Raw genomic sequence first — 13340 nt, 5'->3', positions numbered from 1 at the left:
ATTTTTTGGACTGTTGTCTTTTTAGACGTTTAATTATCAAAAGTTTCTGTGAAGCTATTGCCGTCAACAAGCATTCTTTTGGCGTTTACCGCATACCAGTAAGGCATGACTTCTACGCCATCTTCTGTTTCTGGCTCGCAGTCGGCCATTTCTAAGACATTTTCGAGATCTTGTTTGTTAATTTGCGGATATAGTTTCAACAGGGCATCTTTAGTCATACCAGTTTGCTTAAAGCCACTATCCTTATAGTTTTCTTTGAAGATGTCTTTAAAGTCGTTTAAATCGTAACGCGGCTTGGAATCGTCATCGAAGTACTTGATTTCGATGTTTTCGATTTCCATGAAAGCTCCTAGTTGGTTAGCTAAATGTGGCAACTTATTGGCGATTTGCTCAATAGTGTAGCCATCTTCTGTAGAGGTTTTAGCGTTGTCATGTTGCTTGAGCCAGGCCTCTCTGACATCGTGAATGTCGTCGCGACTATTAATAGTGTCCTTTACTTTTTGAATAAGATCGTTGTGGTGTTTTACTGCTTTTTGCCATTCCAAGCGGTTGGAATACATTTGACGGTATCGAACAGAGAAGGGATGGTTGATCGTGTTAAAAATGAAGTTAAGTTTGTCAGTTGAATAAGAATCTAGTTCGTTTTCTTTCCAGATTAATTCGTAATATGAACTCATGATAGTCCTTTCTATATTTATCGTACTATGTCATTAATTATTCAATGGCTTTAATTATTTTGTTGTTCTTATTAATCACATTTTGAGCTTCTGAAATTGATTGTTCAATCTCTTGAATATGATTATCTTGCATTTGTTTATCTGCAAAGAATTTTGGATTACTTTTATAGAATGAGTTTAATTTGTTGTAATAGGCAATTAGTTTGTTTTGAAAATCTATATCATTCTTGTAAAAGGTGATAAGTAATTTCCCGTGATTCCAGTTAGGAAAATCTTCATCCAGACAAATAGGAAAATTGTCCGCTTGATGCATTTCCCATAGATCACTATAAAATTCTGTAGCCTGTTTTGCTTCTTTTGATAAGAAGTACCTGTTATCTTCTTGAAAGAGCCAGCCTTTATCAAGGAATTTTTGAGTTACTTTTTGTGCATTTAAGTTGTAGGTGAAGATAAAATATTTAGGAATTTTAGCAGTAGTAAGTCTACCTTTTTTTATTTTGCCCCACCAAATTAATAAAAGTAATTCACGCAAACTGAAATCTGTATTTGTATCATATTTGTCGGTGTACTTAGGATAATCAAATGATCTACCAAATTGTTTATCATAATCTGGTTGGCTTTCTTGCACTTTACGGTATTTGGTCCAAACTTCCGATTGCTCATCTTCATATTTTTTCCAAGCTGCTGCATTTTTCTCATTAAAAGGTGTAGGAGGTATTGACGCATATTCATTGTCTTCTGAGCCTTGACTTGATTTCTCATCCGAATTTTCAGAATGGAGTTGAGAAGTGCCAGTTAGTAATTTAATTCTCTCAGTTAATTCGTTATTTTGTTTAGATAATTTGGTATTTATTTTTTTGTAGTCGTAAATTTTAATTAACAACCAGATAATTATTGCAATTAAAATCAGTAATATTATTGCCATTTTGATCCTCTTTATGATGATACTAGGTTGTTTTTAATTTATCTGAAATGTTAACCTTTTAAAACTATTATATCTTAAGTATAGTAGAGAAGATAAAAGTCGAGAGATAACAAAAACTCATAATGGAATTTCTTCCAATATGAGTTTTTGTTTAAATATTCAATTGCCTTACTTTTCTAGACTATCTCTTGCTCCTTGAAGCGACCGTATACCTTCTCGACTTCGCTTACACTCATGAATGCATATGGGTCAGCTTTTTGAACAATTTGACGAATATCATACAAATCGTAGCGGTCGATAATAGTGATCAAAACCGTCTTTTCAATGTGGCTGTAGGCACCTTCAGCATCGTGCAAAATAGTAATTCCACGGTGCATTCTGTTTTGAATACCATCAATGATGTGTTGGGGATGCTGAGTTACGATCATAACCTGCATCTTCTTATGCTGCGTGTAAACAGCATCGATTACACGGCCGTTAATAAAGATGGTTAAAGCAGAGTATAAAGCTCTTGTCCAGCCAAACATGAAACCAGCTGCGGCAATAATGATTAAGTTAATAAAGATATTAAACTTACCATAACTGATCCCAGTTTTTTGTCGAATAACGATACCTATGATATCAAGTCCACCAGTTGAAATACCGTTCTTAAGTGCGAATCCAGTACCAACACCATTGATTGTTGCACCGAAAATTGCGCAGACAACAGGATCGAGATCCATATGCAATGGTTGAATAACGTGCATCATAATTGATCCTAGGACAACCGCAACAATTGTAAAGAAGGTAAATTTATGTCCAATCTTAAGCCAAGCCAAGATGAATAATGGGAAGTTTAAGACGAAGTACATGATTGAGGTGGACAGCGTGAATGGTAAGTATCGTTCACTGACAGTGTTAATTAACTGCGCAAAACCTGTGATTCCGGATGAGTACATGTGTCCTGGCGTCCAGAAGAAGTTTAACGCAACCGCCACAGCAATTGAGTAAAAGAGGGCAGCTGATAACTTAGATAAAAAGTTATAGCGCCTGTTGAATTTATCTAATTGATCCATATAGCGTCAATCCTTAGTTTAAATACAAACTATATTTATTGTTTTTAGCATACTAAGTTTAACAAAAATAAGGGCAGGGACCAACCAATAAAATTATTTACCCCAATGCTTTTTAATAAAATCGGCACGGCCACCGGCTTCTTCTAATGCATATCTTTCAGGATTTTTTTTGTAAAAGCCTTGGTGATAGTCTTCGGCAGGGTAGAAAGGCTTTGCTTCTTCAATTTTGGTCACTATAGGCTTATCGAATCTGCTACTTTCTGCTAGTTCTTGTTTGGATTTTTCTGCTGCTTCTTTTTGAGCTTCAGAATTATAGAAAATTACAGGGCGATAGTTATCTCCGCGGTCTTGGAATTGACCCATTGCATCAGTAGGATCAGTCACTTGCCAATAGTAATTTAAAAGCTCTTCATATGAAATCTTGCTTGGATCATAGGTGATCTCAACAGCTTCGGTATGACCAGTTTTACCGGTGCAAACTTCTTCATAGGTTGGATTAGCAACATGCCCTCCAGTATAGCCAGAAACGACTTTTTCAACGCCATCTACGGTGTCGAAAGGTTCAACCATGCACCAAAAACAACCGCCGGCAAAGATAGCAGTATCTAAATGTTTACTCATATTATTCTCCCTTTCTTAGCTCAAATGCTATTTAATATTCTTAATTGTTTTTAATTATATGCTAAAAAATAAAGAATCACCAAATATTTTGATGATTCTTTATTACGAATAATTATTTTTGTTTTGCAAGGTACTTCTTAATAGTATTAATTGGGTTCAACCAAGTACCATTATCAACATTCCAGTTGTTGCATGGGAAGCCATTCTTATTAATGTATTTCTTAGTAGTCTTAGTTAAACCTAAGTGAAGGTGAGAACCGGTTAACTTACCAATCTTTTGACCAGCTTTAATCTTTTGACCGGCTTTTACATAAATATCGCTCTTCTTAGTGAAACCTTCTTGGTAAACTTCCACGTATTTATCTGGACTGATAACCCAAATGAACCAGCCTAAGCCGCTACCGTAAGCGACCTTCTTAACTGTACCTTCGTGAATTGCGTAAACTGGTGAGTAGCCAACTTCAGAGTGACCAAAGTCCCAACCATCGTGGAAGTATGAAGGTGGGTTAACAGAACGCATATAATCAGTCATCCCGAAAGTTTGCGCTTTGGACATTGGACGTACACCGTACTTGTCACAAGCCTTGAATGGGTAAGTCCATTTGTATGTCTTTTTTTCTGGTTCAGTAGTAGTTGTTGTTGTATTGCTGTCAACTGCAGCATCAGCTGCAACTACAGTTGATACATTTAAATTTGAACCTAATAACACTGCGCCTAATAAAGTGATTAATTGTTTTTTAAATCTCATCTATATTAAATCAGGATGTACCTGAATATCTCCTTTCTTTATGTGACCAGAATTATTGTAGCGCAGTAGTTTTACGTAAACGTTACAAAACTGTTTTTACTAACAAAAAGATAGAAAAAAACAGGGCTGAAATCTATTCAGTCCTGTTTAAAAGATCATTTATTACTTAGCGTAATCATCGATACCTAAGTGTTCAAGAATTAAAGCAGCAGTTTCTTCGATAGAACGGTGGGCTACATTGATTACGTAGCAGCCTAACTTCTTGTATAAAGCTTGTGCTGATTCAAGTTCCTTGTTGATTGAATCCATGCTTGAGTAACTAGTATCTGGATTCAAACCATAAGAAATCATTCTTTGACGTCTGATTTCATTTAAGACAGATGGATCGTTGGTTAAACCAATGATCTTCTTAGGGTCAATTTCGTAAATTTCCTTTGGAATATGAGTTTCTGGAACAAGTGGTAAGTTAGCAACCTTCAAGTTCTTGTTAGCTAAGAACAATGAAAGTGGAGTCTTAGAAGTTCTAGATACACCAAGTAAAACTACGTCAGCTTCCAAGAAGCCCTTAGGATCCTTACCATCATCATACATTACGGCGAATTCCATTGCGGAAATCTATCGAAGTACTTTTGGTTCAAACTGTGTTGAGCACCGATCTTTTGATCAGGAGTCATATGAGTAGTTTGTTGGATGGCTTCGACAACAGGTGAGAAGATGTCTACGCATTGGATGTTGTGTTCACGTGCAAACTTGATAACTGGCATTTGCATTTCATCTTTTACCAAACTGTAGATGATTACAAGATTTGGATATTTCTCAATTTCTTTTAAAACTTCATCCAATTTCTTTTCATTAGTAATAAATGGATAACGACGATAATTAATTTTAGCTTTTGGAAATTCAGCAGCAGCCGCAGTAGCGTTGCTAAATGCGGTGTCACCAGCAGCATCTGAAATAATGATAATGTTTAATTCATTTTGGTCTTTTGTATCTGCCATATTAGCACCTCTTTCTGCTCCTAATTATACTATTAATGAAAGCGGATTAACAACCGAATTCTCAAGATAAACTTTTTTGAAAAATATTTGAAAATTATGTTGACCCTTAAGATTTGTTTGGTATAATTTAAGTAAATGTATGGCGTAACGCCAAGAAATGGAAGGAGGGATCACACATGGCTAAGACAATCGTTCACGAAAACGAGTCTATTGATGATGCTCTTCGTCGTTTCAAGCGTTCCGTTTCAAGAAGTGGTACCTTACAAGAATACCGCAAGCGCGAATTCTACGAAAAACCAAGTGTTCGTAGAAAATTGAAGTCAGAAGCTGCACGCAAGCGTAGACATTATTAATAATCTGAAAAGCTCACCCGGGAATGGGTGGGCTTTTTATTTTCAAAAATATTTGATAAACACAGTATTGAAATAATTGATATTTCGATACTGTTTTTTTATCAAATGAGTTAATAACTATATGTAGATATCAAAGCTGCTGGTGCTCATAAAGGGATTCACCAAGATTCCGGTTCAAGAATGCTTCATAATGCACCTAATACATCTAGTTCAATCGTTTCAAAATCAATTGCTAAAGGTGGCGGTTCAACTGATTACCGTGGTAGCATAAAATTTGGCAAAAATTCTTCAGATTCTAAGTCTCATGTTGAATGCGATACGATCATTATGGATGACAAATCTTCTTCAGATACAATTCCAACGAATTCAATTGAAAACTCCAATGTAGCAATGGAACATGAAGCAACAGTTTCAAAAATTTCGGATGAAGAACTTTAGTATCTTGAAAGTCGTGGAATTCCAGAAAGAAAAGCAACTGAGATGATTATTATGGGCTTTGTAGAACCTTTTACTAAGCAATTGCCAATGGAATATGCTGTAGAACTTAATCGCTTGATCAGTTTTCAAATGGAAGGAGCAATTGGCTAATGTTTGAAGAAAGTCTGTTGCCAAAAGAAAAAGGAGTCTATGATGCTTTAAAAAATGTAATTGATCCTGAATTAGGTGTAAGTTTAGTTGATTTGGGTTTGATTTATTCAGTTGAAGTTGATGATCAAAATGTTTGCCATATTAATTGGACTTTAACTACGATGGGATGTCCGATTATTGAATTGTTGCAAGATATGATTAAGAAAGCTGCACTTCAAGTTGATAGAGTAAAAAATGTGAAGCTAAATTAGTCTACTATCCTCAATGGACACCTAAAATGATGAGTCAATTTGCAAGACTTACTTTAGGCATTCATATTTAGAATAAATTGATAAATCTCAGGTTTTTTCCTGAGATTTTTTGCTTTCCGCACATAAATCATTGAAATAAGACAAAATATTTGCTTTTTATGCAAAAAACTTCAATATATTCCGTTGAAAACTTAATAGTTATGTACATAGTTTGCTATAATATTATTGGGTTTTTAATAGAAAGAAGGAATTATAAATTGAGTTTGTCAGATAAGATCATGACTGATATGAAAACAGCCATGAAAAATCACGATAAGACAACTCTTGATACTGTCCGCATGATCAAATCTGCTTTGATGAATGAAAAGATCAAGCTGGGACATGATTTGAATGCAGATGAAGAATTAACTGTTCTTAATCGCGAAAAGAAACAAAGAGAAGAATCAATCGAAGAGTTTGCTAAAGCTAAACGTGATGATTTAGTGAAAGAAACTAAGAAAGAATTAGCAGTAGTTGAAAAGTACTTGCCTAAACAAATGAGCAAGGACGAGTTGGAATCTGCCGTTAAAGAAACGATTGATGAAATTGGTGCCAAAGGCAAGTCTGATTTTGGTAAGGTTATGAAAGCCTTAATGCCAAAGATCAAGGGACGTGCCGATGGTAAGGCTGCGTCTCAAGCAGTTCGTGATCAACTAAACTAAGTTTAGTAGTAACAAGAAGGAGCGGGTCTTTTTGGCTCAAACAACTTTTACACCTCAAAAAGCAGGGAATATTCAAAAATTAGTTGGAGTTAATGATGGAAATCTGAAGCTTCTTTCTGAAGGCTATGATTTGTCCGTTACCGATACTGGCAATGACATTGTTATTGTAGGGGATGATGAGGCAAACGTAAAGAAAGCCGTCGCTGTTTTAAAGGCACTTGACAGTGTCGTGAATACCGGCGTTAACGTTGGCGCGCCCGATACGGTTAGTGCGATGAAGATGGCCGACAAGGGTACCACAGAGTACTTTGCGGATCTGTATAAGAAAGTCTTGATTCGGGATGCTAAAGGTAGACCGATCAGGGTGAAAAATATGGGTCAAAAGCGTTATGTCGAGGCCATTGATAAATCTGATGTTGTCTTTGGAATAGGGCCAGCTGGGACTGGTAAGACTTTCTTGGCAGTTGTGTGTGCAATTGCTGCATTCAAAAAGGGCGAAGTTTCCAGAATAATTTTGACTAGACCGGCCGTTGAAGCTGGGGAATCACTTGGATTTTTGCCTGGCGACTTGAAGGAAAAAGTTGATCCATATTTGAGACCAATTTACGATTCTTTGTACGCTATTCTTGGTACTAATACTACTGACCGCTTAATGGAACGTGGCGTAATTGAAGTGGCTCCACTTGCTTATATGCGTGGACGTACGCTTGATGACGCGTTTGTAATTCTTGATGAAGCCCAAAACACTACTGATGCACAAATGAAGATGTTTTTGACACGTCTTGGTTTTAACTCCAAGATGGTCGTAAACGGAGATATGACTCAAGTCGATTTGCCGGGACGACAGCATAGCGGTTTAATCGATGCTAGACGAATTTTGAAGAACATCGACCAAATCAAATTTATCAACTTTTCTGCACAGGATGTTGTTCGTCACCCTGTAGTTGCCAAAATTATTACTGCTTATGAAAAAGAGGACGCTAAACACTAAAAATGGATCCAATTGATATTACCTATAATGATGAAGTTGGTTTTTTAGATGATAAAAAACGCGACTGGCAAGACTGGATTATGAAGCTTTTGCTTTTAGCTAAAAAAGAAATTGGCAAAGATAATAACTTAGAAATGAGTATTAACTTTGTTGACGAAGATCGTAGTCACGAAATTAACTTGAAGTATCGTGATAAAGATCGTCCAACAGATGTCATTTCTTTTGCAATTGAAGATGGTGAGGATTCAATTGACTTAGCTGCCTTTGAGGATGATCCTGATTTTCAAGAAGATATCGGGGATTTGTTTATGTGTCCAAGTGTCATCAAACGTCATAGCAAGGAATATGGCACTGGGTTTGACCGAGAATTTGGTTATACTGTAGTTCATGGATTCTTGCACTTGAATGGCTATGATCATATCAAGCCAGATGAAGCCAAAGAAATGTTTGGCATTCAAGGTAAGGTGCTTGAAGACTACGGCTTGCCACTATATCCAGATCAATTAGATGAAGGCAGAGGTAAATAATGGAAGAAAAAAAGTTTAAGTCTGGCTTTGTTGCCTTAATTGGTCGACCAAATGTCGGTAAGTCAACTTTGATGAATTACTTAGTTGGCCAAAAAGTGGCGATTACTTCAAATAAGCCTCAGACCACGAGAAATCGTATCTCAGGCATTTATACTTCCGATGATATGCAAGTTGTCTTTGTAGATACACCGGGTATCTTTAAGCCTCATTCAAAACTTGACGACTATATGGATAAAGCCAGTCTCTCTAGTTTAAATGATGTAGATTTAGTTTTGTTCATGGTTGAACCTGAGGAAATTGGTAAAGGTGATCAATACATTGCTGATTTGCTTAAGGAAGTAAAGGTTCCCGTATTTTTAGTAATCAATAAAGTTGATGAAATTCACCCTAACAAGTTGTTACCAATTATGGATTCATACCATAAGCTAGAGGGCTTTAAAGAAATACTACCGATTTCTGCTACTCAAGGCATTGGTATTGAAGACTTATTAGCTACGCTTAACAAGTACTTGCCAGAAGGACCACAATATTACAGTGCTGACCAGATCACAGATCGGCCTGAATATTTTGTTGTGGCAGAACTTATTCGTGAACAGATCTTACGACTTACTTCACAAGAAGTACCGCACGCTACCGCGGTTGCCGTTGATCAAATGAATAAGCATCAAAATGGCAAGTTGGTGATTGAAGCAACCATTTATGTTGAAAGAGATGGACAAAAGGGCATTATCATAGGTAAAGGTGGTAAGATGCTCAAGCAAGTTGGTATTAATTCTCGTAAGGAAATCGAAGATTTGCTTGGAGAAAAAGTCAATTTGCGTCTCTGGGTTAAGGTCCAACACAACTGGCGCTCAGATCCAAGCTTCTTAAAACAAATTGGCTATGATAAAAAGGAACTTAGTTAATGGTACGCGAACTTAAAGAAGTTCAGGGTATTATTTTCAAAAGACAAAAATATAAAGAAGCAGATTTATTAGCAAAAATCATGACTAAGCAAGATGGAATAATTACCTTAATTGTGAAGGGAGCTTTGCGGCCAAAGTCACGTTTAAGTGCTGCGACGCTTAACTTCTCAATGGGAACTTATGTTATTTACACAAGTGGTCATGGTTTGAGCAATCTACGCACGTATAAAGAAGTAAAGCAATTCGATGGGTTATACCAAGACCTAACGAAGAATGCTTATGCTTCTTTTATTTTTGACTTAATTGATCATGCTTTTGTCGAATATCAGCCAATTGGCAAGTATTATGACTTGGCTCTTTTTGCCTGAAAAAGATTAATGAAGGCGTTGATTGCGAGATGATCACGCAAATTGTGCAAATGAAAATGCTCAGTGCTTATGGCGTTGAACCTGAACTAAGACATTGCGTAATTTGTGGTAAAGAAAAAGGTATTTTCGATTATTCAATTAAATTAGGCGGGGTTATTTGCAGTGACCATTTTGGTGTAGTAAATAGTCGCATGCATTTAAAACCCAAAGAAACCGCCGTTTTAAGAACAATCGGCCTTTTGCCTACTGATCGTCTTGGAACAATTACTATTAATGAAGAAACTAAAAAGGCTACTAGAAAATCAATCGATCGCATCTATCGTGAGACGATTGATTTAAACTTAAAGACCAAAAAATTTTTAGATGAATTAAAACTTTTTTAGTTAGTAAATATCTGGTTTAAACCTAGTTCATGTGTTAAAATATGTACGTATTTGGCGATGATGAGGATTAGAAAAGTACTAGTTAAGCGAGTACCGTTTGGTGTAAGGGTACCTAGGAAAAGGCACCTCTAGTCAAAGTTCAATTAAGTGCAGGAAGAACACTTCCTGAATTAGGGTGGAACCGCGATATATTTCGTCCCTATGCAAAATTTGCATAGGCTTTTTTTATGGCCTAGCGCAGGAGGAGAATTAAGGAAAATGGCAGATAAGAAATTAAACATTCAAAATATGATCTTTAAGCTGGAACAATTCTGGTCCTCCAAAGGTTGTATGATTATGCCTTCTTACGATGTTGAAAAAGGTGCAGGTACGATGAGTCCTTACACTTTTCTTCGTGCAGTTGGTCCTGAACCATGGGCAGCTTGCTATGTAGAGCCTTCAAGAAGACCTGCAGATGGTCGTTATGGTGAAAACCCTAACCGGTTATTCCAACACCACCAATTCCAAGTTGTTATCAAGCCAGCTCCAAAGGATATTCAACAATACTACTTGGACAGTTTGAAGGTTTTAGGCATCGATCCTTTGGAACACGATATTCGTTTCGTAGAAGACAACTGGCTAACCCATCAATGGGTTGTGCCGGTGTTGGTTGGGAAGTATGGCTTGACGGTATGGAAGTTAGTCAATTTACATACTTCCAAGTTGTCGGTGAATTAGATGTTAAGCCAACTATGAGTGAAATTACTTATGGTGTTGAAAGACTTGCATCATACATTCAAGACGTAAACTCTGTATTTGACCTTGAATGGGGTAACGGTGTTCTTTACCGTGATATCTTTAAGCAACCAGAATATGAACATTCTAAGTATGCCTTTGAAGAATCAGATCAAGATCAACTTCTTAAGTTCTTCGATATTTATGAAGCAACTGCTAAGCGTCTTCTTGGTCAAAACCTTGTACACCCAGCATATGACTACATTTTGAAGTGTTCACATACTTTCAACTTGCTTGATGCTCGCGGTGCTGTTTCAGTAACTGAACGTGCTGGATACTTATCAAGAATTAGAAACTTGGCTCATGAAGTAGCTGTTAAGTTTGTCGAAGAACGTGAAAAACGTGGCTTCCCATTGCTTAAGAGCGCAGAAGACAAGAAAGCTGGGGTAGAAAATGGCTAAAGATTATTTATTTGAAATCGGTACTGAAGAAATGCCAGCCCATGTTGTACCACGCAGCGTAAAGCAATTGGCTGACAGAACTAGAAAGTTTTTGAAAGAAAACGGTCTTAAATTTAAGGACATCAAGACCTTTGCTACACCACGTCGTTTGACTATTTTGGTTGAAGACTTAGCTGAAAAGCAAGACGACATCGATGAAGTAAAGAAGGGTCCTGCTAAGAAGATCGCTCAAGATGCAGATGGTAATTGGACTAAGGCTGCACAAGGTTTTGCTCGTGGTCAAGGTATGACTACTGATGACATCTACTTTGAAGAAATTAAGGGTACCGAATACGCCTATGTTCACGTTCAAAAAGAGGGTAAAAAGGCTACTGATATTTTGCTTGGTATGAGTGATATCATTAAGGCCATGACTTTCCCAACTAAGATGAGATGGGATTCAAATGACTTTGAATTCGTTCGTCCAATTCACTGGCTTGTATCATTATTTGGTAGTGACGTAGTTCCTGTTAAGATCTTAGATATTACTGCAGGTCGTAAGACTCAAGGTCACCGTTTCTTAGGTGATTCAGTAGTATTGGCTAATGCAGATGACTATGAAGATGCATTGAAGGATCAATACGTAATTGCCAACGCTGAAGAACGTAAAGACATGATCCTTAACCAAATGAATGAATTGGTTAAGAAAAATCATTGGCAAGTAAAACCTGATCGTGATCTTCTTGAAGAAGTTACCTACTTAGTTGAATACCCAACTGTTTTTGCTGGTTCATTCGATGAAAAGTACTTAAACATCCCAGACGAAGTATTAATTACTTCAATGAAGGATAACCAAAGATACTTTGAAGTTTACGACGAAAATGGCAAGTTGATTAACCACTTTATCGCTGTAAGAAACGGTAACAAGGATTACTTGGACAACGTTATCTCAGGTAACGAAAAGGTATTGGTAGCTCGTTTGGACGATGCTCAATTCTTCTACGATGAAGACCGTAAGTACCCACTTAGCCACTTTGTTGATCGTCTTAAGAATGTTTCATTCCATGACAAGATCGGTTCAATGGCTGAAAAGATGCAACGTGTACGCATGATCGGTGATTACCTTGCTAAGCGTTGGGGCTTGCCAGAAAACGTTGTTAAGGACTTTGATCGTGCTAGTGAACTTTACAAGTTTGATTTAGTAACTCAAATGGTTGGTGAATTTGCTGAACTTCAAGGTGTCATGGGTATGCACTATGCTCGTCTTGCTGGTGAAGATGAAGAAGTTGCTGTAGCTATTAAGGAACACTACATGCCAGCTACTGCAGAAGGTCCACTTCCAGAAACTACTGTAGGTTCACTTTTATCTGTTGCAGATAAGATTGACACTATTGTAACCTTCTTTGGTGCAGGTATGATTCCAACTTCATCAAACGACCCATATGCACTTCGTCGTTATGCTTACGGTATTGTTAGAATTTTGCTTAACCAAAAGTGGTCACTTCCATTTAATGAAGTATTGCCAGAAATCATCAACATGCTTAATGGTGTAACTCCAGCTAAGCTTCCTAAGGGTGATGCTGATCAAGAAATTGCTGACTTTATCCGTGACCGTGTAAAGCAATACTTACAAAAGAACAACTTCAAGTATGATATTGTTGATGCTGTTCTTGCATCAAGTCAACAAGATCCAAGTCAAATCTTGGCGGCTGCTAACGTATTGCAACTTCACCACGATGATGCAGAATTTAAGCCAGTAGTTGAAAGTTTGACTAGAATTGACAATATCTTAAAGAAGTCTAAGTTCAAGGGCAATGTTGAAATCGATGAAAGCTTATTCGATGACAACAGTGAAAAAGAACTTTATGCTGGTGTTCAAAACTTGCAAAAGGTTGAAAGTTTAGCTGACCTTTACCAAGGCTTCGTTCAACTTCAACCAGTTATTGACCAATACTTTGATACTAATATGATCATGGCTAAGGACGAAAAGGTTAAGAATAACCGTTTAGCACAGTTGTATGCTGTTAGTGAATTAGCTGATCGTTTAGGTGACTTGAGTAAGTTAGTAATTAAATAAATAATTAGATAGAAAAAG

General features: G+C 36.9%; 11 protein-coding genes and 5 pseudogenes. 10 read left to right on the top strand and 6 right to left on the bottom strand.

Annotated elements, in window-relative coordinates; genetic code table 11:
- Positions 1-29: 29 nt before the first annotated feature.
- The 6 genes and pseudogenes from JCM1039_RS03420 to JCM1039_RS10550 form a co-directional block, all read right to left on the bottom strand.
- On the bottom strand, positions 30-677 hold the full coding sequence (locus tag JCM1039_RS03420; RefSeq protein ID WP_025014666.1) for a hypothetical protein: 648 nt from the start codon (positions 675-677) through the stop codon (positions 30-32).
- A gap of 37 nt (positions 678-714) precedes the next feature.
- On the bottom strand, positions 715-1602 hold the full coding sequence (locus JCM1039_RS12560; RefSeq protein WP_025014665.1) for a hypothetical protein: 888 nt from the start codon (positions 1600-1602) through the stop codon (positions 715-717).
- Between the two features lie 176 nt (positions 1603-1778).
- Positions 1779-2657, bottom strand: coding sequence for a YitT family protein (locus JCM1039_RS03410; RefSeq protein WP_025014664.1), 879 nt, complete (start codon positions 2655-2657; stop codon positions 1779-1781).
- A gap of 93 nt (positions 2658-2750) precedes the next feature.
- Entirely contained in the window at positions 2751-3278 is a 528-nt protein-coding gene (gene msrA, locus JCM1039_RS03405) for a peptide-methionine (S)-S-oxide reductase MsrA (protein ID WP_025014663.1), read from the bottom strand.
- Between the two features lie 112 nt (positions 3279-3390).
- Positions 3391-4026, bottom strand: coding sequence for a M23 family metallopeptidase (locus tag JCM1039_RS03400; protein ID WP_025014662.1), 636 nt, complete (start codon positions 4024-4026; stop codon positions 3391-3393).
- 162 nt (positions 4027-4188) lie between these two features.
- Positions 4189-5024: pseudogene (locus JCM1039_RS10550) on the bottom strand (pyruvate, water dikinase regulatory protein).
- Positions 5025-5200: 176 nt separating this feature from the next.
- Here JCM1039_RS10550 and rpsU point away from each other — a divergent pair.
- From rpsU to glyS, 10 genes and pseudogenes are all read left to right on the top strand, one after another.
- Entirely contained in the window at positions 5201-5377 is a 177-nt protein-coding gene (rpsU, locus tag JCM1039_RS03390; RefSeq protein ID WP_002880182.1) for a 30S ribosomal protein S21, read from the top strand.
- A 129-nt stretch (positions 5378-5506) separates the two neighbouring features.
- Positions 5507-5965: pseudogene (locus JCM1039_RS10545) on the top strand (SufD family Fe-S cluster assembly protein); the annotation flags it as partial.
- Positions 5965-6287: pseudogene (locus JCM1039_RS10540) on the top strand (metal-sulfur cluster assembly factor). The pseudogenes JCM1039_RS10545 and JCM1039_RS10540, both read left to right, overlap by 1 nt.
- A gap of 186 nt (positions 6288-6473) precedes the next feature.
- Positions 6474-6917: a GatB/YqeY domain-containing protein gene (locus tag JCM1039_RS03370; protein WP_025014660.1), complete on the top strand. Its 444-nt coding sequence runs from the start codon at positions 6474-6476 to the stop codon at positions 6915-6917.
- A 31-nt stretch (positions 6918-6948) separates the two neighbouring features.
- Positions 6949-7908: a PhoH family protein gene (locus tag JCM1039_RS03365; protein ID WP_025014659.1), complete on the top strand. Its 960-nt coding sequence runs from the start codon at positions 6949-6951 to the stop codon at positions 7906-7908.
- A gap of 2 nt (positions 7909-7910) precedes the next feature.
- The gene (ybeY, locus tag JCM1039_RS03360) at positions 7911-8435 is read left to right on the top strand and encodes an rRNA maturation RNase YbeY (protein WP_013642031.1); all 525 of its coding nucleotides are present in this window, start codon (positions 7911-7913) and stop codon (positions 8433-8435) included.
- Positions 8435-9340: a GTPase Era gene (gene era, locus JCM1039_RS03355; protein ID WP_025014658.1), complete on the top strand. Its 906-nt coding sequence runs from the start codon at positions 8435-8437 to the stop codon at positions 9338-9340. The genes ybeY and era overlap by 1 nt, the downstream gene beginning before the upstream one ends.
- A pseudogene (gene recO / locus JCM1039_RS10535) lies at positions 9340-10091 on the top strand (DNA repair protein RecO). Before era ends, recO begins: the two are co-directional and overlap by 1 nt.
- A 258-nt stretch (positions 10092-10349) precedes the next feature.
- Positions 10350-11266 (top strand): annotated as a pseudogene (gene glyQ / locus JCM1039_RS10530) (glycine--tRNA ligase subunit alpha).
- Positions 11259-13322: a glycine--tRNA ligase subunit beta gene (gene glyS, locus JCM1039_RS03340; RefSeq protein ID WP_025014657.1), complete on the top strand. Its 2064-nt coding sequence runs from the start codon at positions 11259-11261 to the stop codon at positions 13320-13322. The pseudogene glyQ and the gene glyS overlap by 8 nt, the downstream one beginning before the upstream one ends.
- The last annotated feature ends 18 nt before the right edge of the window (positions 13323-13340 follow it).

The organism is Lactobacillus kitasatonis DSM 16761 = JCM 1039, assembly GCF_000615285.1.
Lineage (GTDB): Bacteria > Bacillota > Bacilli > Lactobacillales > Lactobacillaceae > Lactobacillus > Lactobacillus kitasatonis.
The sequence above is the reverse complement of the archived record's forward strand: the minus strand, read 5'-3'. Positions and strand labels throughout refer to the sequence as shown.

What these genes read in the sequence shown, in the direction of transcription:
- JCM1039_RS03420 (WP_025014666.1), bottom strand. Translation starts at nt 677, where the DNA reads ATGAGTTCATATTACGAATTAATCTGGAAAGAAAACGAACTAGATTCT.
- JCM1039_RS12560 (WP_025014665.1), bottom strand. Translation starts at nt 1,602, where the DNA reads ATGGCAATAATATTACTGATTTTAATTGCAATAATTATCTGGTTGTTA.
- JCM1039_RS03410 (WP_025014664.1), bottom strand. Translation starts at nt 2,657, where the DNA reads ATGGATCAATTAGATAAATTCAACAGGCGCTATAACTTTTTATCTAAG.
- msrA (WP_025014663.1), bottom strand. Translation starts at nt 3,278, where the DNA reads ATGAGTAAACATTTAGATACTGCTATCTTTGCCGGCGGTTGTTTTTGG.
- JCM1039_RS03400 (WP_025014662.1), bottom strand. Translation starts at nt 4,026, where the DNA reads ATGAGATTTAAAAAACAATTAATCACTTTATTAGGCGCAGTGTTATTA.
- rpsU (WP_002880182.1), top strand. Translation starts at nt 5,201, where the DNA reads ATGGCTAAGACAATCGTTCACGAAAACGAGTCTATTGATGATGCTCTT.
- ybeY (WP_013642031.1), top strand. Translation starts at nt 7,911, where the DNA reads ATGGATCCAATTGATATTACCTATAATGATGAAGTTGGTTTTTTAGAT.
- era (WP_025014658.1), top strand. Translation starts at nt 8,435, where the DNA reads ATGGAAGAAAAAAAGTTTAAGTCTGGCTTTGTTGCCTTAATTGGTCGA.
- glyS (WP_025014657.1), top strand. Translation starts at nt 11,259, where the DNA reads ATGGCTAAAGATTATTTATTTGAAATCGGTACTGAAGAAATGCCAGCC.